The organism is Streptomyces sp. 17_S59, assembly GCF_056930295.1.
Genome location: NZ_JBXOWD010000001.1, coordinates 81,397 through 101,509 on the forward strand (window position 1 = coordinate 81,397; position 20,113 = coordinate 101,509).

General features: G+C 69.4%; 16 protein-coding genes and 4 pseudogenes. 8 read left to right on the forward strand and 12 right to left on the reverse strand.

The annotated features are described in order from the left end of the window. Positions 1-23: 23 nt before the first annotated feature. Positions 24-182, forward strand: a pseudogene (locus tag AC1Z4A_RS00360) (VOC family protein); the annotation flags it as partial. Between the two features lies 1 nt (position 183). Here the strand turns inward: AC1Z4A_RS00360 and AC1Z4A_RS00365 are convergent. Both AC1Z4A_RS00365 and AC1Z4A_RS00370 read right to left on the reverse strand, forming a co-directional pair. Continuing rightward, positions 184-462, reverse strand: a complete 279-nt coding sequence (locus AC1Z4A_RS00365; protein WP_483675781.1) for a hypothetical protein — start codon at positions 460-462, stop codon at positions 184-186. Beyond that, positions 459-1,169, reverse strand: coding sequence for an HNH endonuclease family protein (locus tag AC1Z4A_RS00370; protein WP_483683459.1), 711 nt, complete (start codon positions 1,167-1,169; stop codon positions 459-461). Before AC1Z4A_RS00370 ends, AC1Z4A_RS00365 begins: the two co-directional genes overlap by 4 nt. A 978-nt stretch (positions 1,170-2,147) precedes the next feature. On the opposite strand from AC1Z4A_RS00370, the gene AC1Z4A_RS00375 reads away from it, so the two are divergent. After that, entirely contained in the window at positions 2,148-3,347 is a 1,200-nt protein-coding gene (locus AC1Z4A_RS00375) for a cation:proton antiporter (RefSeq protein WP_483675782.1), read from the forward strand. Positions 3,348-3,483: 136 nt separating this feature from the next. On the opposite strand, the gene AC1Z4A_RS00380 is transcribed toward AC1Z4A_RS00375, so the two are convergent. The 4 genes and pseudogenes from AC1Z4A_RS00380 to AC1Z4A_RS00395 all read right to left on the reverse strand — a co-directional run. Next, entirely contained in the window at positions 3,484-4,074 is a 591-nt protein-coding gene (locus tag AC1Z4A_RS00380; protein WP_483675783.1) for a hypothetical protein, read from the reverse strand. Positions 4,075-4,646: 572 nt separating this feature from the next. Next, positions 4,647-5,876 (reverse strand): S8 family peptidase, encoded by a 1,230-nt coding sequence (locus tag AC1Z4A_RS00385; protein ID WP_483675784.1) that lies wholly within the window; start codon positions 5,874-5,876, stop codon positions 4,647-4,649. A gap of 401 nt (positions 5,877-6,277) precedes the next feature. Further along, positions 6,278-8,335, reverse strand: coding sequence for a phosphocholine-specific phospholipase C (locus AC1Z4A_RS00390; RefSeq protein WP_483675785.1), 2,058 nt, complete (start codon positions 8,333-8,335; stop codon positions 6,278-6,280). 181 nt (positions 8,336-8,516) lie between these two features. Further along, a pseudogene (locus AC1Z4A_RS00395) lies at positions 8,517-9,158 on the reverse strand (FAD-dependent oxidoreductase); the annotation flags it as partial. A gap of 280 nt (positions 9,159-9,438) precedes the next feature. On the opposite strand from AC1Z4A_RS00395, the gene AC1Z4A_RS00400 reads away from it, so the two are divergent. Continuing rightward, positions 9,439-10,560 carry an AI-2E family transporter gene (locus tag AC1Z4A_RS00400; protein WP_483675786.1) on the forward strand — a complete coding sequence of 374 codons (1,122 nt, stop codon included), beginning with the start codon at positions 9,439-9,441 and terminating at the stop codon, positions 10,558-10,560. A 46-nt stretch (positions 10,561-10,606) separates the two neighbouring features. On the opposite strand, the gene AC1Z4A_RS00405 is transcribed toward AC1Z4A_RS00400, so the two are convergent. Continuing rightward, positions 10,607-11,101, reverse strand: a complete 495-nt coding sequence (locus AC1Z4A_RS00405; protein WP_483675787.1) for a peptidylprolyl isomerase — start codon at positions 11,099-11,101, stop codon at positions 10,607-10,609. Between the two features lie 337 nt (positions 11,102-11,438). On the opposite strand from AC1Z4A_RS00405, the gene AC1Z4A_RS00410 reads away from it, so the two are divergent. Then, entirely contained in the window at positions 11,439-11,912 is a 474-nt protein-coding gene (locus AC1Z4A_RS00410; protein WP_483675788.1) for a flavodoxin family protein, read from the forward strand. A 20-nt stretch (positions 11,913-11,932) separates the two neighbouring features. Here AC1Z4A_RS00410 and AC1Z4A_RS00415 read toward each other — a convergent pair whose 3' ends face one another. After that, positions 11,933-12,763, reverse strand: a complete 831-nt coding sequence (locus tag AC1Z4A_RS00415) for a helix-turn-helix domain-containing protein (protein ID WP_483675789.1) — start codon at positions 12,761-12,763, stop codon at positions 11,933-11,935. 102 nt (positions 12,764-12,865) lie between these two features. Between AC1Z4A_RS00415 and AC1Z4A_RS00420 the strand changes: the two genes are divergently transcribed. Next, on the forward strand, positions 12,866-13,594 hold the full coding sequence (locus AC1Z4A_RS00420; RefSeq protein ID WP_483675790.1) for an SDR family oxidoreductase: 729 nt from the start codon (positions 12,866-12,868) through the stop codon (positions 13,592-13,594). A 52-nt stretch (positions 13,595-13,646) separates the two neighbouring features. Here AC1Z4A_RS00420 and AC1Z4A_RS00425 read toward each other — a convergent pair. Beyond that, positions 13,647-13,932: pseudogene (locus AC1Z4A_RS00425) on the reverse strand (GNAT family N-acetyltransferase); the annotation flags it as partial. A 259-nt stretch (positions 13,933-14,191) separates the two neighbouring features. Between AC1Z4A_RS00425 and AC1Z4A_RS00430 the strand changes: the two are divergent. Next, a complete protein-coding gene (locus tag AC1Z4A_RS00430; RefSeq protein WP_483675791.1) occupies positions 14,192-14,635 on the forward strand; it encodes a peptidase inhibitor family I36 protein in 444 nt (147 codons plus the stop codon). Between the two features lie 90 nt (positions 14,636-14,725). Here AC1Z4A_RS00430 and nadE read toward each other — a convergent pair whose 3' ends face one another. The 3 genes and pseudogenes from nadE to AC1Z4A_RS00445 all read right to left on the reverse strand — a co-directional run bounded on the left by nadE (position 14,726) and on the right by AC1Z4A_RS00445 (position 17,376). Continuing rightward, positions 14,726-15,556 carry an ammonia-dependent NAD(+) synthetase gene (nadE, locus tag AC1Z4A_RS00435; protein WP_483675792.1) on the reverse strand — a complete coding sequence of 277 codons (831 nt, stop codon included), beginning with the start codon at positions 15,554-15,556 and terminating at the stop codon, positions 14,726-14,728. Positions 15,557-15,672: 116 nt separating this feature from the next. Then, positions 15,673-16,107 (reverse strand): annotated as a pseudogene (locus AC1Z4A_RS00440) (SAM-dependent methyltransferase); the annotation flags it as partial. A gap of 105 nt (positions 16,108-16,212) precedes the next feature. Next, on the reverse strand, positions 16,213-17,376 hold the full coding sequence (locus AC1Z4A_RS00445) for a copper resistance D family protein (protein WP_483675793.1): 1,164 nt from the start codon (positions 17,374-17,376) through the stop codon (positions 16,213-16,215). A gap of 232 nt (positions 17,377-17,608) precedes the next feature. On the opposite strand from AC1Z4A_RS00445, the gene AC1Z4A_RS00450 reads away from it, so the two are divergent. Together AC1Z4A_RS00450 and AC1Z4A_RS00455 are read left to right on the forward strand one after the other, a co-directional pair. After that, positions 17,609-18,313 (forward strand): GNAT family N-acetyltransferase, encoded by a 705-nt coding sequence (locus AC1Z4A_RS00450; protein WP_483675794.1) that lies wholly within the window; start codon positions 17,609-17,611, stop codon positions 18,311-18,313. A 388-nt stretch (positions 18,314-18,701) separates the two neighbouring features. Then, on the forward strand, positions 18,702-19,976 hold the full coding sequence (locus AC1Z4A_RS00455; protein ID WP_483683460.1) for a phosphatase PAP2 family protein: 1,275 nt from the start codon (positions 18,702-18,704) through the stop codon (positions 19,974-19,976). The last annotated feature ends 137 nt before the right edge of the window (positions 19,977-20,113 follow it).

The following is a 20,113-nucleotide window of genomic DNA, read 5'->3' on the forward strand; positions in this document are numbered from 1 at the left end:
CGTAACGGTATGGCCGAACCGGAGTTGCCCGCCTGGAAGCGGTGGGGGTCACTTACTACGCCGACCCCCACCACAGCGAACCCGGTCGGATCAACCGTCTGTTCGGCGGTCGCGGCGCGTACTTCGAGGACCCGGACGGCCACAACATGGAGATCATGACCCGGCCCTACGTCCACCCCTGACCTAGCGCGGCACTTCCGCCCCGCCGCCGAGCCGGACGGCGGCCACGACCGCCGCGTGGAGGGCCTGGATGCCCCCGGGCGGGATCGTGCGGGGGCTGCCGGTGAGGATGTACCACTCCTCGGCGCCCGTGTACTGGACGCGTACTTCGGCCAGGCCGTCGGGGCGGCGGGCGGTGAGGACGGTCAGGTCACCGGTGATGACCCCGACGTCGTCGGTCATCGCCCCGCCGGGGCCGGCGGTCACGTCGTCCTGGCAGTGTTCCGCGGTTTCTCTGTTCATGAGGTGCACGTATCCAGCATCTTGCCGAGCATGCCCTGTTCCTCACTGGTGACGGTGAGGCCGTAGGTGGACTTCACCGAGGTCCACGCCCGGCCGTAGGTGCACCAAAAGGCGTGCTCCGGCGGCTGCCACTGGTCGGGGGACTGATCGCCCTTGGCCCGGTTCGAGGCCGCGGAGACCGTGAGCAGCTGCGGGTGCGTCAGGTCGTTGGCGAACGCCTTGCGGCGCTCGTTGTCCCACGTGTCGGCGCCGGAGCGCCAGGCGTTGGCCAGCGGCACGACGTGGTCGATGTCCGCCTGGGAGGCGGCGTCGAGGGCCTTGTTGTCGTACGGACTGCGCCAGGTCCCGGAGACGGCCCGGCACTCCGCGTCCCGCTTCACTCCCTGTCCGTCGCGCTCGAGGACGACTTCGCGGGTGTCGCACTTGTTTCCCTGCTGGGCCCAGTGGGGGAACTTGGCGCGGCTGTAGCCGCTCATGGAGTGCGGCTTGTCCACCTTCAGGGCGGCCAGCTGCTTGCGGGCATCGGCCGCGGTCGGCAGTCCGGGCAGCGGATCCCGGCCCTTGCCCTGCCCCTGGCCCTGGTTCTTGCCCGGGCTCTGGCTCTGCCCTTGCCCCTTGCCTTCTGCCTGCGCGGAGGCCGACGGCTTGGCGCCGTCCGACTTCCCTCCGCCGCAGCCGGACAGCGCGACTCCCAGCGCGCAGAGCACGGCCACACCGGCACTCGCACGTCCATGACGACGCGTCAACACCTTGGCACTCACCCCTCGACCACATCGTCCTGCGGTTGCCACAACACCCGGCAATACCGTCACAGACTAGGCGTAACCAGACCAGACCGCATCAACAAGCATCCACACTTTACCGGTTGCGCAAACCGCGAATTCTTGCACCCCGCCGGGACTCCGATGCTCACCTGCTCTCGGCCCGCGCCGCCTCCAGGAGCGCGTCGAGCAGTTCCGGGAAGCGCTTGTCGACGTCGGCCCGGCGCAGCGAGATGTAGCGCTCGCGGCCAAGGAGGAGGTCGCCGGGGTGGCCGTCTTCCTGGCCTCGGCGGACTCGTTCGTCACCGGCGCCACTTACGACGTCAACGGCGGTGCCCTGATGCGCTGAGCTGCGCCGGCTGAAGGGCCGGCCGTGCCCGATTGAGCCGACCCGGTGCCGAGAAACGCGATAACCCTATTGTCTGCTCCAGTAAGATGCTCCAACGAGCGCTGACCTCTATCCAATGAGCGGCAGCCGCCGAGCAGCCGAAGCCTGCATGAATTGATGATGTGTCAGCGTCTCTCACGAAGAACCCGACGGCGTCCCCGGACGCCGCAGCGATGGGGGGAGCGTGTGATGGAGCCGGGCCGGCGTGCCATGAGGCCGTCCATCACCACCACCCCGCACGCATCCCGGTCCCCATACCTCCCCCGGTCGCCGCGCATTCACGCTCGCGCACGCAACAGCGTTCCCGATCCGAGCGTTCCCGGCTGACCTCCGGCAAGGGCTCGGCCCCCGCCCCACCGGGCGAAGCGAGCACTCCGGCCCCTCCTCCGCCACGTCAATGCACCACCGTCAATGCACCACTGGTCCCCGCGGCCACCGGGTGAACGAGCCCCGGCCGCCGAACGCGCTTTCCGCATGCCGTCGTCACCACCCGACGTCACCTGATCGGCCGACTTGACCGCCGGAGGACAGCCGCCATGCACGACACCACGACGCTGCTCATCGAACTCGGTGCCATCATCCTCGCCCTGGGGCTCCTCAGCCGCCTCGCCGGGTGGATCGGCTTCTCCCCCATCCCCCTCTACCTCCTCGCCGGGCTCGCCTTCGGCAATGGCGGCATACGTCCCCTCAGCGCCAGCGCGGGGTTCGTCTCCACCGGAGCCGACATCGGCGTCGTCCTCCTGCTGCTGCTCCTGGGCCTGGAGTACAGCGCCTCGGAGCTGCTCTCCAATCTGAGGACGCAATATCCCTCCGGGGCCGTGGACTTCATACTCAACGCCGTGCCGGGCGCCGTCGCGGCCTGGCTCCTCGGGTGGGGAGTCCTGGCCGCGGTAGCCCTGGCCGGCGTCACCTGGGTGTCGTCGTCGGGTGTCATCGCCAAGCTGCTGGCCGACTTCGGCCGTCTCGGCCACGAGGAGACCCCCGCCGTCCTCGGCGTGCTGGTCATCGAGGACCTGGCCATGGCCGTCTACCTGCCCGTGCTCACCGGCCTGCTGACCGGCCCCGGCCTGGTCGGGAGCGGTCTCACCCTGCTGGTGGCCGTCGCCACCGTCGGCTGCGCCCTGTACGTCGCCGTGCGCCACGGCCACGTCATCAGCCGTGCCGTCTCGTCCGACAACCCCGAGATGCTGCTGCTCGTCGTCCTCGGGCTGACCCTCTCGGTCGCGGGGATCACCCAGGAACTGCACGTCTCGGCGGCGGTGGGTGCCTTCCTCATCGGCATCGCCCTGTCGGACGAGGTGGCCGACGGCGCCCGCAGGCTGCTGTCGCCGCTGCGGGACCTCTTCGCCGCCGTCTTCTTCCTCTTCTTCGGGCTGAGCACCGATCCCGCGGACATCCCTCCGGTCCTGGCTCCGGCCCTGCTGCTCGCCGCCGTCACCACACTGACGAAGATCGCCACGGGCTGGTACGCCGCGCGGCGCGCCGGGGCCGGCGCGGCCGGGCGCTGGCGTGCGGGCGGCGCGCTGGTCGCCCGCGGCGAGTTCTCCGTGGTCATCGCGAGCCTGGTCGTGGGGGTTCAGCCGGACATCGGCCCGCTGGCCACGGCCTATGTGCTCATTCTGGTCGTCGTCGGCCCGCTCGCCGCGCGCTGGACCGAGCCGCTCGTGCGCCATGGGCAACGCAGGACCCACCAGGATTTTGCATTCTTTTCGCAAAGAATGCACCGCGAGAAGTGAGGCGCATCTCTCTTTCCCGGAAAGCGCGAGGGGCGGCCGGACCGGAATTCATCTCCGCAGGGAAACAACGAGCGCCGGGCGGACTGGAAGATCCATTCCGCCCGGCGCTCGGGGGAGGTTCCGGGAAGCGGAGCCGTCAGTGCGACTGAGTATTGACAAACCCGATGATGACGGCGCCCCACCAGCAGATCTGCGAGACGGCGGCCGTCGCTCCGCCCCAGACCAGGAAGCGCCGCGCCGGCTCGGTCGAGCCCTGCTGGGCCATGCGCTTGTTCAGCATGCCCGCCTGGAGGCCGTTGAGGCTGAGGAGGAGCACCAGCACCAGCTTGGTCTGGGTGATGGGCGAGGACGGGTTCGGGTGGAGGAAGATGCCGCTGGCGACCAGACCTGCGAGACCGGCCCAGATGGGCAGGTGCAGGCGGCCCGCGGCGCCGAGCGCCTCGCGGAGGGTGCAGCGGCCCGTCATCCACAGCAGGCCGTAGTAGTCGGCCACGAGCACCCCTCCGAAGCCGAGCACCAGGCTGGCGAGGTGCACGAAGAGGGCGGCCGTGTGCAGGGTCGGGTCCGCCACGACGTGCAGGGAGATCCACACGGTACCGGCCCAGGCGGCGATCAGCGCCAGGGCGCCAGCGGACACCGTCCCCCAGGAGTCGAAGAGACCCATCGGGCGGCGGGCGTGGCGGGCGCCGGTGCCCACCATGGCCAGGGACGGACGGGATGAGGACATTGGGGGCACGACGGTCAACGACGACTCCGACGACACAGCAGACACGGGATTCTCCAAACGCAACCCTTACGAAGGCAAGGCTTACCTAACGAGGCGGTCATGATCAGCGGACAGGGTCACCGGGCGCAACTCTGCAACCCGAAACGTGACCGGCCCGTTGCCGGGGCGAAACCGGCCATTTCCATGGCACTGATCAGTCCGCACTCTTTTCTCTTTCAGCCGGCACTTCAGCCTCCGACAATGCGGTACGCAAGCCGGCGCAATGCCCAATAAACCTGAACACTCCTTTGCGGAATTCGCAAGCTTCCCAGCTCACGGGCGCAATCGGAACGATTTGCACCAGGTCTTTCCATTGCACCGTGACACCCCCGGGGGATTGATTGGATGACCCGCGTCACATTTCCGGAAATTGTGCCGGGCGTCACATCCCGGGCCGCCGGACAGGCCAATCGGGGTGAAACAGGGAGCGAAATACAGAACGGCCGGCCGTCGCGCCCCGTGGGGGTGGGGAACGACGACCGGCCGAACCGGTGGACCTTGGAATCCGAGTCAGGAACCCGGAGTGCGGACGGCTACTGGACGACCTTCAGCAGCTTGTTGGGCGTCCCCGCACCGGGGTTGGCGATCTTGTCCGCGGTGGCGCCCTGGGTCAGGGCGTTCGCGACCTGATCCGGCGTGGCGTCCTTGTGACCGCCGAGGTAGAGCGCGGCGGCACCCGTGACGTGCGGGGTGGCCATGGACGTACCCGAGATGGTCTTGGTGCCCGAGTCGCTGTCGTTCCAGTCGGACGTGATGTCCGAGCCGGGGGCGTAGAGGTCGACGACGCTGCCGAAGTTCGAGAAGTCGGACTGCTTGTCGTCCTTGGTGCTGGAGGCGACGGTGATCGCTTCCTTCACCCGGGCCGGGGAGCCGTTCCCGGCGTCCGTGGACTCGTTGCCCGCGGCAACGGCGAAGGTGACGCCCGAGGCGATGGCCTTGCGCACCGCGGCGTCCAGCGCCTCGTCCACGCCGCCGCCGAGGCTCATATTGGCGACGGAGGGGCCCTTGTGGTTCTTGGTGACCCAGTCGATGCCCGCCACGACCTGCTCGGTGGAGCCCGAGCCCTGGGCGTCCAGCACCCGGACAGCCACGATCTTGGCCTTCTTGGCCACGCCGTGCGCCGTGCCGGCGATGGTGCCCGCCACGTGCGTGCCGTGGCCGTTGCCGTCGTCGGCGTTGTCGTTGTTGTCGACGGCGTTGAAGCCGTAGGCGGCGCGGCCGCCGAAGTCCTTGTGGCTGATGCGTACGCCGGTGTCGATGACGTACGCGGTCACACCCTCACCCGCGCCGTCCGGGTAGGTGTACTTGCCGTCGCCCTTGGTCTCGGTCTGGTCGATCCGGTCCAGCCCCCAGGAGGGTGGGGCCTCCTGGGTGGCGTTGACGGTGAAGCGGTGGTTCTGCACGACCATGGCGACGGACGGGTCCGCGGCGAGGCGCTTCGCCCCGGTGCGGTCGAGCCCGCTGGCGGAGAAGCCGTGCACGGCGGAGTCGTACGTGCGGTTGACCTTGCCGCCGTACCGCTCGGCCAGGTTCTTGCCCGTGGCGGCCGCGGAGTGGACGCCGGAGCCGTTCTTGCCGTCCTTCAGCAGGACGATGTAGCTGCCGTCCACGGCGCCCTTGGCGTCCATGCCGTAGACGGTGCCCTCCGCGGGGCCCGCGGCGCCGGCGGGCAGAGCCAGCAGGGTGGCTCCGGCGGTGACGGCCGTCGCGGCGGATATCGCCAGTACGAGCCGCCGCTTGCCGGCGCGCTTGTGAGTTGCCATAACGAGGGTTCCTCCTCGTGAGGTTGTGGGGGGGGGGAATGCATGTCGCCGCCGGCACAGCCGACGTCGGCACACCCGAAGCGGAAGATCCACTCCGGGTGGTCCAAAACCCTGTCAGGTTTGACGCGCCCGGTTCAACTCCCGGGCGCAGGTGTGACATACGCAACGCCCCTGCGTAAATCCAAACCCCTTTGAACAACGGCAAATTGGGCACCCCGCACCAATGGGTGCTGTCACCATTTACCTGCCCGACGCCGCCAATTCCCGTGATTGAGCGGGGAATTGGCGGCTCTTTCGGGCCTGGCTGAAAACGATTGCTTCACAGCGTACGGAAAAGGCCGCCCCGCCGGTTCGGCGGGGCGGCCCGATGGCCCGGAGGCCGGATTCCGGAGGCCGTCGGCTCAGCCGGTGAGAATGGCCGGATCGCTCACTCCGGGCTCACCGGTCTCGACGTGACCGGCGAACCGGCGCAGGAAGGAACCGTCCGAATCGGACACCACGGACAGGTCGTACCAGCGCTTGCTGTGGCGCAGATCCACCGTGTGCACCACGGGCCGCCCCGGGTGCACCGTGAACGTCTCGCGCTTCCCGCTGTAGGCGTCGGTGACCGTCAGGTGGCAGTCCTTGCCGCCGTTGTTGGTCATGGTCAGCTCGACGCGGCCGCCGTGGGCCAGGTGCCGGGCGACGACCTCGGGGCCCGCGGTGCGGCCGGAGCCCTGGAAGGTGCGCAGGAAGCCGTTCGGGCCGAACACGGACAGGTCGTACGTGCCCTTCGAATAGGCCGTGTTCCAGGTGTCGGAGATCTTCTTCCCGGCCTCGGCGGTGTACGTCCACGGTCCGTCGGTGCGGTTGGCGGAGGTGACGGTGAAGCAGGCACCGGCCTTCTCGCCGCCGCTGAAGGTCAGCGTGATGCGCCCGGTCGAGGGCGTCACCGCGGCGTCCGTCAGCGGCTCGTAGCGCAGCGGGCGGGTGGGCCTGGAGCCCTTCTCCTGCTTGGGCAGGGAGGGGGTGGCGGGCGGCTTGGGCACGTAGTCGGGGTGCCGCTCGCGGTCCTTGGGCTCGTAGTCGTCGGTGTCCGGGAGGCGGGCGGGCCGGTTCTGCCGCTGGTCGAAGTCGAACGCCGAGGTGAGGTCGCCGCAGATGGCCCGCCGCCAGGGCGAGATGTTGGGCTCGGCGACCCCGAAGCGGTGCTCCATGAACCGGATGACGGAGGTGTGGTCGAGGGTCTCGGAGCAGACGAAGCCGCCCGTGCTCCACGGGGACACGACGATCATGGGGACGCGCTGGCCGAGGCCGTAGGGACCGGCGGCGTAGTGGATGTTGCCGCCGAAGTGGTCGAGCCTGGTGTCCACGGTGGACAGGCCCCGGTCGGCGGAGGCCGGGGGGAAGGGCGGCAGGACGTGGTCGAAGTAGCCGTCGTTCTCGTCGTAGGTGATGAAGAGCGCCGTCCTGCTCCACACCTCGGGGTTGGAGGTGAGGGCGTCGAGCACCCCGGCTATGTACCAGGCGCCGTAGTTGACGGGCCAGTTGGGGTGCTCCGAGAACGCCTCGGGGGCCGCGATCCAGGAGATCTGCGGAAGCCTGCCCGCCTGGACGTCCGCCTTGAGGATGTCGAAGTAGCCGTCGCCGTTCTTGACGTCCGTGCCGGTGCGCGCCTTCTCGTAGAGCGGCTCGCCGGGCTTGGCGTTGCGGTAGTTGTTGAAGTAGAGCAGGGAGTTGTCGCCGTAGTTGCCGCGGTAGGCGTCGTTGATCCAGCCCCAGGAGCCGGCCTTGTCCAGGCCGTCGCCCCGGTCCTGGTAGATCTTCCACGAGATCCCGGCCTTCTCCAGCCGCTCCGGGTACGTCGTCCAGTCGTACCCGGCCTCCTCGTTGCCGAGGACGGGGCCGCCGCCCTTGCCGTCGTTGCCGGTGTGGCCGGTCCACAGGTAGTAGCGGTTGGGGTCGGTGGCCCCGATGAACGAGCAGTGGTAGGCGTCGCACACGGTGAACGCGTCGGCGAGCGCGTAGTGGAACGGGATGTCCTCGCGCGTCAGGTACGCCATCGTGCCGACGGACTTGGCCGGGATCCAGTTGTCGTACCGGCCGTTGTTCCACGCCTTGTGCCCGCCGGACCAGTCGTGGTTGAGCCCGGCGATGAACTGCAGGCCGAGGTCCTCGGCGTCCGGACGGTAGGGCAGCACCTCCTTGGCACCGTCCCGCTGGTACCAGACCGGCTTGCCGCTGGGCAGCGTCACCGGGCGCGGGTCGCCGAACCCGCGGACGCCCTTGAGCGAGCCGAAGTAGTGATCGAAGGATCGGTTCTCCTGCATGAGCACGACGATGTGCTCGATGTCCTCGATCGTGCCGGTGCGGCGCCGCGCGGGGATGGCGGCGGCCCGGTCGATGCTGCTGGACAAGGCTGAGAAGGCCGCGGTCGCGCCGGCGATCTGGAGGAAGCGCCGCCGATTGAGTTCAGCCATGGGTGTGGGGACCTCTTGGGTGTGAGGATTGGGGGGTCAGTGGAGTGTTCCAAGAGGAATCAGCACCGGGGAAGGGCCAGGTATCGCCGGAGTGAAGGCGTCCGATACAGGGGGCGAACAAGGCGCCGGTATGCGGCGAGATCGGCCCACATCCTGTCGCCCCGGGCCTTCCTGCCGCTGCGCGGGTTCGTGGAATCCCCTTGCCCGGCGCGAGCGCGAGCATCGACCCGCCGCCGACCGCTTTCGCGGCGGCGGGGTGGCGGGTGTCGCCGTTGAACAGGCAGGTCTCGACGAACGACCGGCCGGTGTACTCGGGGGTGGCGGTGGAGAGCAGCGGCCGGACCCGTGACCACGCGCCGTCCGCGCCGACCAGCAGGCTCGTGACGACGGTGCTGCCCTCGGCGAACGTCACCTCGTGACGGCCCCCGCCGAGGGCACGGGTACTGCTGACCGTGTGGCCCCACCGGACGGTGCCGGCCGGGAGCGAGTCGAGCAGGATCTGTCGCAGCTCGCCGCGCTGCACCTCGGGGCGTCCCCCCGTGCCGTCGTCGGGTTGGTCGAACAGGACGGTCCCGTCCCGGTCGAGGACCCGCATCGCCTGGCGGCCCTCCAGGACGAGGCCGCGGAACTCGTCGATCAGGCCCGCCGCCTGCAGGGCCAGTTGGCCGTTGTGGTCGTGGATGTCGAGCATTCCGCCCTGTGTACGAGCCGTTGGTGAGGCCTCCGCCTCGTAGACCGTGGCCGGGATGCCGTGGACGTGCAGGACGCGGGCAAGCGTGAGGCCTCCGAGTCCGGCTCCGGTGATCGTGACGTCAATGGTCATGGTTGTTCCTTGCCTGTCGCACGCCTGCCGGATGGGCACCCGGCAGGATCTCTGGCAAGGTTCCGGACCCCGCCGACAAGCCGCCGCCATCGGACCGACAGCCCCCGACTCGGCAGAGCGCGGCCACGACCACTGGGCGTAGTACTCGGGGTCGACGTTCCGCTCGTCCCAGCAGGTGGTCTTGCGGCCCTGCGCGGTACGGCGGCATGCCTGCGGGGGTATCCACCGACGAGGCTCGCGGACCGGTGTGCGGCCGTCCGCGGGTGGCGGAAAGGTGGGAGTGCTGGCCGGGAACGTTTCCCGAGGCGGTGGCGAGGCGTCAGGCGGCGGCCGGGACGGCTCGTGGGCGGAGCGTGCCGAGCGCGGTCTGCGGGTCCGGCCGACGTCGTCGTGGTTCACCGCCGCCTTCGCCGTCGGTCTGGGGCTGACGCTGGCCTATACGGTGCTGGAGACGGTGCTGCGGATCAGCGGTCTCCTCACGCTCCTGCTGCTGGCGCTGTTCGTGGCGATCAGTCTGGAGCCGGTGGTGGCGTGGCTGGCGGACCGGCGGCTCGGCCGGGGCCGGGCGGTGGCCGTCGTGGTCGTCGGCTTTCTGGCGGTGCTGGCGGGCTTCCTCGTCCTGGTCATCCCCCCGGTCTCCGCCGAGATCTCGGCCCTCGCCGCCGCCGTGCCGAAGTGGTTGCAGCAGCTCCACGACCACCACTCCACCCTGGGCCGGCTGGAGGACCGCTACCACCTGATCTCCAAGGTCCGGGCCCAGCTGGGCGCAGGGGCCGGCACGGCAGTGCTGGGCGGGCTGCTGAGCGCCGGCCACGTCGTCTTCAGCGCCGTGACCGGCACGGCCCTGGTGGTGGTCGTGACCGTCTACTTCATGGTGGGGATGGAGGAGCTGAAGACCTTCGCCTACCGGTTCGTGCCGCTCAGCCGGCGGGCGGGTGTGATCGAGATGTCCGAGACGATCCTGCTGCGGGTCGGGCGCTACATGCTGGGCAACCTCGCCACGTCGGCACTGGCGGGCCTGGCGACGTTCCTGTGGTGCGTGGCGCTGGACGTGCCGTACGCGGCCGCGCTCGGCGTCTTCGTGGGCCTGATGGACATGGTGCCCGTCGTCGGCTCCACGATCGGCGGCATCGTGGTCAGCCTGGTGGCCCTGTCGGTGTCCTTCCCGGTGGCCCTCGCCACGGCGGTCTTCTACATCGGCTTCCGGCTGGCCGAGGACTACCTGATCATGCCGAAGGCGATGAGCTACGCCGTCAACGTGCACCCGCTGGTCACCGTCGTCGCGGTGGTGATCGGCGGTGCGCTGCTGGGGGTGGTCGGCGCGCTCATCGCCATCCCGGTCGCGGTCGGCATCGGCATCGTGCTCGACGACTCCGTCTTCCCGCGGATCGACGGGGTGTGACGGCGGTGCCGGGTGGGACCGCCGGCGGTCCCACCCGGGCAGATGACTACTTCTCGACGACGCCCGAGGCCGCGACCTCGATCTTGGCGCGAGTGGCACCGGACTGGGAGCCGAGGGATTCGATCTTCTTGACGAGGTCGGCGCCCTCGACGACCTCGCCGAAGACGACGTGCTTGCCGTCCAGCCACGGGGTCTTGACGGTGGTGATGAAGAACTGCGAGCCGTTGGTGTTGCGGCCGGCGTTCGCCATCGACAGCAGGAACGGGCGGTCGTGCTTGAGCTGGAAGTTCTCGTCCGCGAACTCGCCACCCCAGATGCTCTTGCCGCCGGTGCCGTTGCCCCGCGTGAAGTCACCGCCCTGCAGCATGAACTCGGGGATGACGCGGTGGAAGGGGGAGCCCGCGTAGCCGAAGCCGTGCTGGCCGGTGGCAAGCTCGCGGAAGTTCTGGGCGGTCTTCGGGACGACGTCGTCGAAGAGGTTGAAGACGATCCGGCCGGCGGCCTCGCCGTTGATGCTGATGTCGAAGTAAACGTTGCTCATGCGACAGATCATGTCACCCCGCTCCCCCGCGGGCGCACAGGAGGGGTGGAACGGCCAGGTCGGGGCCCTGACGCCCGTGACCTCGGGAGTGCCGTGGGCGCTCGCGCCGGTCCTTTGCGCATGCGTAGGGATCGGGCGGGAAGCATTCCGACGACCTGTCGGGCTTGCTCCGCTCGGACGATCGCGCTCCGGGGCCGCCCCGCCCCCCCCACCGCCACCTTGTGATCGCCATCACATTCCCCTCGTGTCACAGCCGCCGCCCGGGCGGTGTCCTCACGGCGTGAGGTCGATCCGACCAGCACCGCGCTGAAATCACAGAAGCCAAAGGGGCATCATCATGAAGGCCGTCATCGTGTGCACCTCCGTGTCCCACGGCAACACGAAGCGGATCGCCGAAGTCATGGGCCAGGTCCTGGAGGCCCGTGTTGTCACCCCTGAACAGGTCGATATGGCAGAGCTTTCCGCCTGCGATCTGGTGGGATTCGGCTCGGGAATCTTCCTGCAGAACTTCCATCCGCAGCTGCGCCGGTTCGTCCAGTCGCTCCCGAAGGGGGAACGACGCCGGGCGTTCGTATTCGCCACCAGCGGACTGCCCGAACCGCGGCTCCGGCCCTTCGCCCGCCCCCTTGTGCGGCATCTCGAGCAGAAGGGCTTCGAGGTGGGCGACACCTTCTCGTGCCGCGGGTTCGACACCTGGCTCCCGTTCAAGCTCGTCGGCGGCATCTGCAAGGGACGGCCCAACGCCACCGATCTGGAGGCGGCGCGCACGTTTGCCGAGGGGCTACGGGCTCGGCTCGGTGCGGTGTCCTGAGCGGTCCGGCGGGACGCACCCTAGCCCGCAGCCTCGGTGGCCATGGCCAGGAGTACCAGGGCGTCGTGTTCGGGCGTGCCGGGCGCGGCCTGGTAGATCAGCAGGCGCTGACCGCTGCCGGCCGTGCTGAGCACCTCGTTGGCGAGGGTGACGGGGCCGACCGCGGGATGCCGGAAGGCGGTTTCGCCACCGCGTTTGACCCACACCTCGTGACGGCGCCACAGCGCAGCGAACTCCCCGCTGGCTTCGGACAGTTCGGCGACCATGGCGGCGGTCTGCTCGGGAGCGGTCAGCTCGGCGGTGTGCAGGTGCGCAACGCAGTTGCGGGCCACCCGGTCCCAGTCGGCGAAGACCGTCCGCGCGGCCGGGTGCAGAAACGTGTACCGGATCGTGTTGCGCTGTCCGGGCGGCCAGTCGCCGAGGCCGGACATCAGCGCCAGGCCCTCCGGGTTGGCAGCCAGCACGTCGCTGATCTCGTTGAGTACGTACGCCGGGCTGGGCCGGACCGACTCCAGCAGCAGCCGCAGACCGGGGCGGGGCGACTGCGCGTTGGAAGGCCGGCGGCGCGGTGTGCGACCGGCGGTGCGGTCGGCGAGGCCGAGCAGGTGGGCGTGCTCGTCGTCGGTGAGCCGCAGCGCTCGGGCCAGCGCCTCCAGTACCGCGTCGCTGGGCGCGGTCTCCCGGCCCTGCTCGATCCGGATGTAGTAGTCCACGCTCACCCCGGCCAGCGCGGCCAGTTCTTCACGGCGCAATCCGGGGGTACGCCTGATGCCCGGCCCGCTGGGCAGGCCGACGTCGGCCGGGCCGATCCGCCCGCGCCGGATCCGAAGGAACTCCGCCATCGCGTTCATGCCGTCGAGTGTGCCACCGGATGATCCACTTCCGGGTGGCCGTATGACTACCAGGAGCGGTGCGGCCTTCCTGGTGCCCGAGGAGTGTCCGAAGCTCGGCTCATGACCAACGCAATGACTACCGACGCAATGATTATCGGCGGCACTTCCGGGATGGGCCTGGCCCTGGCCCGGACGATGCTCGCCGACGGCATGGATGTGACGATCGTCGGCCGGTCCGCGGACCGGCTCGCAGCGGCCCGGACGGAACTCGAGCAGGCCGCGCGGGGAAGGGTCGGCACGGTGCGTGCGGACATCGGCCGGGAGGAAGAGGTGGCCGGACTGTTCGCCCGGGTGGGGCGAGTGGAGCATGTGGCGGTCACCGCGGCCGACGCGACCGGGGTGTACGGCCGGACGGCCGACGTCGCCACCGCAACCGCCCGGGCCGTCGTGGACACGAAGCTGCTCGGCGCCTGGCTGGTCGGCAAGTACGCAGCCGGGCGCGTGACCGGATCCATCACGTACACCTCGGGCATCAACGCGTACCGGCCGAACGGCTCGAACACGATCATGGCCGCGGCGAACGGCGCGCTCGCGTCGCTGGCGTACGGGCTGGCGATCGAGCTGGCGCCGGTGCGGGTGAACGTGGTCTCCCCCGGCTGGGTGGACACCCCCATCTGGGGCCAGCTCGGCATGGACAAGGAGGCGGCCTTCGCCGAGCTGGCCGAGCGACTCCCCGCCCGGCGCGTGGGCAGTCCCGACGACATCGCCCAGGCGTTCGTGTCAGTGATGCGCAACGAGTTCATCACGGGAACGGTCCTGCATGTCGACGGCGGCCACCGCCTTGTCTGACTGGGCGTTCAGCCCTGTGATGCGTTGTATGGCCTTCCGGCCGATGTGATCATTGGGCGGCGTCGAGCAGGGCGGCGGCGATGCCCTGGCGGCGCTGATCCGGGTCGACGGCCAGCCGGTACAGGTGGCAGCGCCAGCCGTCGTAGCCGGCGATGACCGTGCCGACGACTGCTCCGTCCCGTTCGGCCACCAGTACGGCCTCCGGGTCACGGACGAACAGGCGGGAGACGCCGTCCTCGTCGTCGGTGATGCTGCTGCCCTCCGGCCGACCGGGCCCAGAAGGCGAGCAGGGCAGGGACCTCGTCAATGCTCGCGGTACGTATCTTGATCTTGCTCATCGAGCCTGTCTACCAGGAACGACGCCAGCGGCAGGCAGTTTCGGATGCCGGACGTCGAGTCGGCGGGCGACTCGAACAGCCCGTGTTCGGGCTGTCGTAGGGCTTCCGGTGGCGCATGGCACCCGCCGTCAACCCTCCGGCTCTCCCGTACTCCCGGCGACTGGACCGCCCTGACCGGCACACCCGAAATCCATCTCAGCAGTTAACCCTACGCATCGCTACGGCCGGCCTCGCCCCGGCCCGACTCCTAGGGAGACACGTGCTTCAGCGCATCGCCGCACCCACACTCGGCCTCGTCCTCGCGACCGCAGGATTCCTGGGCCTGGCTGCCCCGGCCGACGCCCACGACGGCGACCACCGCACCCCGGGACACGGGATCGGCCGCGCGGTCGGACACGACGAATGCACCGCAGGCAACATCTGCTTCTGGTCCGAACCCAACTTCCATGGCGAGAAGACCGTCTACAAGTCGGCGCTCGTGGAGTGCACCCGCATCGTCAAGCCCTCCGCGGACGCCCCCGAACGGCTGATGACCGCTCGCTCGGTGAAGAACCGCACCGACCGCACCATCGTCATCGGCTACAACGACCCGCTCTGCCTCATCCCCAGCAGCCTCATCTCCTCCCACACCCCGCTCCGCCTCTCCCCGCTGTCCGACAACCCCGACCTCGGCGAAGGCATCCAGTACATCCGCACCACCTGAACCGGCAGCCGGTCGGCCCGGTCGGCCACCAGCAGAATTCCACAAGGCGCCTACGAGGCGGTTTTCGGAGCCGGACCTTGGATCACAAGCTCAAGGAGCGATCGGCAGCTGGCGCTTGTGGTCGGTGAGGCGGTATCGGTTGACGATCGTCTCGAAGGCCCGCTCGTCCACCGGCTTGCCCTCCAGGAAGTCGTCGATGTCGTCGTAGGTGACCCCGAGCGCGTCCTCGTCGGCCTTGCCCGGGTCGAGGGTCTCCAGGTCGGCCGTCGGGGTCTTCCACACCAGCTCGGCGGGCGCGCCCAGCGCGTCGGCCACGGCGCGCACCCGGCGCTTGGTCAGGCCGGTCAGCGGGACGAGGTCGGCGGCTCCGTCGCCGAACTTGGTGAAGAAGCCGGAGACCGCCTCGGCGGCGTGGTCGGTGCCGACGACCAGGCCGTTGTGCGCGCCGGCCACCGCGTACTGGGCGATCATGCGCTGCCGGGCCTTGATGTTGCCGTGCACGAAGTCCTGGTGACGGGCGTCGCGGAAGCTCACGTCGGCGGCCAGCGCGGCCTCGAGTGCGGCGTCGCTCGCGGGCTTGACGTCCACGGTCAGCACATGGTCGGCCCGGATGAAGGAGAGGGCGAGCTGGGCGTCGTGCTCGTCGGCCTGGACGCCGTAGGGCAGCCGCATCGCGTAGAACCGCGCCTCGTGTCCGGCGGCCCGGGCCCGCTCGACGGCGAGCTGGCACAGCCGGCCGGTGGTGGTGGAGTCGACGCCGCCGCTGATGCCGAGCACGAGGGAGGACAGACCGGTGGAGGTCAGCCGCTCGGTGAGGAAGGCCACCCGGCGCTCGATCTCCTGCTCGGCCTCGAAGACCTCGGCGACCTGGAGTTCCCGGGCGATCTCCTGCTGCAGGGCTATGGACGCCGGCTCGCTCACGTCTGCTCCTTGATCCACTGTTGTGCTTCTGCGCTTCGCGATGTGCTGTCGCGCCCACCCTACATAGGGGGTGTCCGGCGGATGAGGGGCGGACGTCCTTGACCAGCTGCTGCAGGTCAGGCGGGCTTGCGGGCCTCGATGAGGAACCGTGCCGTGTGGGCCGCGAACGGCCCTTCGCTCTGGATCCGGTCGTGGAGCTGACGCAGCCGGTCGCGGTACTGGTCGACGGCGAAGCCCGGCACCATCCAGACGACCTTGCGCAGGAAGTAGATCACCGCGCCGATGTCGAAGAACTCGGTGCGCAGGGACTCCGCGCGCAGGTCGACAATCCCCAGTCCGGCCGCTTCGGCGGCGCGGCGGGCGTGGTCGGGGTGCCGTTTGTTGCGCACTTCCTCGGGCTGGGGGCCGAGGAAGTACTCGACCAGCTCGAAGACGCTGGCGGGGCCGACCTGCTGGGACAGGTAGGCGCCTCCCGGCTGGAGCACCCGGGCGATCTCCTCCCACCACACGGTGACCGGGTGCCGGCTGACCACCAGGTCGAAGGCCTCGTCGACCTCCGTCACCAGGTCTTCGAATGTGCGCCCCATGTCTGGATCATCCCATCGGGTCGCCGGGTCCGCAGACAGGTTTTTGCGGCTGTCCTGGCGGTCGGCGGGTCAGGGCGTGGTTGCCGTCTGGCGGCGGGAGAGGGCGTCGGAGGTCTTGGCCGTGATGCAGAGCGATGCGGCGAGGGTGAGGACGAGCGCGGCGCCGACGGCGAAGATGCTGCCGGTCGCGACGGGCGCCGGGCTGCCCGGCCGGCGGGCGGAGCCGGTGAGGAAGGGGACGACGGCCAGGACGCCGACCCCGAGCACGACCTCGGCCCAGACGACCTTCGGGAAGTGTCGCAGCGTCAGGTGCAGGAGGGAGGCCGTCGCGTCGGCGCGGCGGGCCTGGGCGATGCGGGGCATCAGCCAGAACTGGTTGACGCCGCCGGCCGCGACCATGCCGAGCACCAACAGGGTCTTGACGAGCAGGAAGAGGCCGTAGGTCGTCGTCCACAGCTGGCCGATGCCGCCCACGTGCTTCCAGGAGATCCACAGGCCGGACGTCAGCACGGCGCCGACGCAGATCAGGGCGACGAGGCTGAATCGTCTCCAGATGTCCGCCCACAGCAGGCCGGCGTTCTCGCTCAGGTGGCGGCGGGCTCCGGCGAGGGCGACGAGCAGGGCCAGGCCCCCGACCCACACGGTGCCGCTGATGATGTGGATCTGATCGAAGGCGAGGTCGAGCACGCGGTCCGCGTCCTTGGGGGCGGTGGCCGGTATGGCCGCGATCAGCGATACCGCGAGCGACAGCGGCAGGGCGGTCAGCGCGAGGGTGTTCAGGTGGCGGCGCGCGCTCGGGGCGAACAGCGCGATCAGCGCGGCGGAGGCGAGTACGAGCACGATGTTCTGGGCGAGGTAGATCGTGCCCTGGGCCACCCACGCGCCCGGTGCTGCGGGTGCGCGCAGGAAGTCCCAGATCCGGTCCGGCGCGAGGGCGTCTGCGAAGGGCATGCCCTTGCCGGCCCGGGCCAGCCGGGCCGCGAGCTGGAAGTAGCCCGCGACCAGGAGCACCACTCCGGCCCAGGCCAGGGCCACCGCGGCCCGCCGCCGCAGGGCTGCCACGTCGCCGCGCCCGTTCTCGGGCGCGCGCAGCGCCGGGCGTATGGCTGCTGCGTATGTCGCGGTGAAGCCGATGGCCCCGCTCAGACCTACGAAGTATCCGGATTTGGTCAAAATCCGCCAGAGAGGCGGAGTTGTGTAGGCCGCGGCCGCAGCGAAGTGCATCGAACTCATGAAGGTAAGGCTAACCTAAATATATGCACCCCCGGCCAGGCGTCGGCACGTGCCGCCAGGCGTCGCGACCAGGCACAACACTCGCAGACCGGGCGGGTTCGGCATCCACTCTTGACCTGGATGTCCACGGCCGTTCACACTGCCATCGCCCGATCGGCGCCTTCCCGGCCCCATACTGACGCGGCCCCCGCCGGGCACCCCCCTCCCCTGCTGCCGAAGGACCCACGGCGCCATGCCCATCCCTGTCTTCCTCCACGGTCGCGCCGTGCGGCTGGAGCCGCTCGGTGAACAGCACATCGAGGGCCTGGCCGCCGCCGCGGCCGAGGATCGCAGCAGCTACGGCTTCACGCCCGTGCCCAGCGGCGTGGAGGCGATGCGCCACTACGTCGCCGAGGCCCTCGCGGCACAGTCGGCCGGCAGGACGCTGGCCTTCGCCACCGTGCGGAACACCGACGGCCTGATCCTCGGATCCACGCGGTTCTGCGAGCTGGACTACTGGCAGGGCCCGGTGCCGTGGCCGCCCGCGCCGCGCGGCCCGGAGGGCGACCCGCTCACCGCGATCCCCGATGCCCTCGAGATCGGCGGCACCTGGCTCTCCGCCCACGCCCAGGGCACGGGCGCCAACACCGAGACCAAGCTGCTGATGCTGCGCCACGCCTTCGAGACCTGGGGCGTCCGCCGCGTCTCCCTCCGCGCCGACGCCCGCAATGCCCGCTCCCGTACGGCGATCGAACGCCTTGGCGCGACCTACGAGGGCACCCGTCGCGCCCACACCCGCGGCCTGGACGGCGCGGTGCGCGGCACGGCCTTCTACTCGATCCTCGACGAGGAATGGCCCGAGATCCGCACCCGGCTCGAACAGCGCGTGACGGCCGTGACCCAGGCGCAGCCGCCGCTGCCGCTGCCGCTGCACACACTGGTCCCGATCCCTGCTTAAGACATGGTGCGTTCGACGTTCCGGCGGTGGCGGCCCCGTCGCCGCGAGGTCTCGACGCCCTTGCAGGCAATGAATCACCGGTGAGCCGCCGCTCCCGAGGGCCCGCACGACGCTGCGGGCAACTGCTGCGTGTGCAGCTCGACGCTGGACCGCCGAGCGCAGGATCGACTGCCGCTCGCGCCGCCCGTGACCAGCGAAACCCACCCTCCGAGCACTCCGATAGCATGTTCGGACTTGCGATGATCACCCCATCGCAAGCCCTTCACCGGAAAATGTGCTGTCCAGCACGATGAGCAACTAATTGACCAATATCTAGCAAATCGGCCAACAATTGATATCGCGAATAAAATACAGAATTACGTCCGCCGAATGGCGTCAACCACGGGCGATACTCTGGGCCGCGGTTGGCGTGGTGGGTCTCGGATTCCTCATCGCGCTGGAGATCGTCGCGCGTCACTACGGCGTACGGGGACCGATTAGCAACCAGGTACGGGAGGTGATATTCGCCCCCAAATCGGGGCCGCTGTTGTACGCCAGTATGGCGTTGATGATGGTGGTTCTCACCTGGCGGGAGCGACTCATCGCGGCTTCTGTCGCAGTCGGCATCGACGTCGTCTTCTTTCTGGTGCGGTGGGCAGTCGACGCCAAGATGATGTTCGGCAATGGCGCGCTGTGGGTCGTTCTGGGCTACGGAGTCATCGCTCTCACGCGCCGCACCGGCAAGGAACGCATCCTGCTCCTGAAGGGCGTCGGGCTCGGCCTGCTGCTGGTGGCCGGCCGCAAGACCGGCGATACCTGGCTGCTCATCACGTCGAAGACGCGCCCGATGGTGCTCGACCAGTACGTGGCAACCGCCGATCACGCATTGGGCAACCCGTCGTGGGTGGTAGGCCGGATCGTCAAGGCCACCGGCCCGATCGGCGACCACATTCTCAACTACGTCTACATTCAGCTTGCGGTGGCCGCGGTACTCGTCTCGCTGTACCAACTGCGCAACGTGGCGGCCGAGCGTCGCTTCCCGAGCCATCACCTGGTGCGCACCTTTCTGGTGATCGGCCTCCTCGGGCCGGGCATCTACATGATCTACCCGGTGGTCGGACCGATCTTCGCCTACGGCACCGACGGCGGGCACTGGGCGGTGGCCAACCTGTGGCCGGACACGGCGACGCCGATCACTGCGCCGCACCACATGCCCTTCAACGAGATCACCCCACGCAACTGCATGCCCAGCCTGCACACGGCGTGGGCCACCGCGATCTTCATTCACTCCCGTAAGGGCCCGCGGATTCTGCGCTTTTTCGGCGCGTTCTGGCTGATTTCCACACTCGGCGCAACGCTGGGCTTCGGCTACCACTACGGCACGGACATCGTTACCGGCGTGGTGTTCACGCTCACGATTGAGGCAGGTCTGCGCTCGCTCGCACGTGGCTGGGATCGGTCGGGAATCCAGATGGTCGCCTACGGCGCAACGGTCTTCACTGCGCTCTTGGTGGCATTTCGCTGTCTGCCGATGGAGATGGCCGAATATCCGTGGGTGTTCGGACCGATTGTCATTCTGGCGATGGTCTCGGTGATCTACGGCTATATACGGACCACCAAAATGTGGGAGCCGAAGGCCGCACCAGCAGTGCGGCAACCGGAACGGCAACCCGAACTGGTGTGAATCATTTCTCGGGACTCGGTGAGCCCTGCCGACGGCCGCTTCAGGGCCGTCGGCAGGGCTCACCGGCACCCCACTGCGCCGCTTTGCGGCCGACTGCCAGGGGCGCCAGATTGATCTCATGACGGTTCGGTGGACGC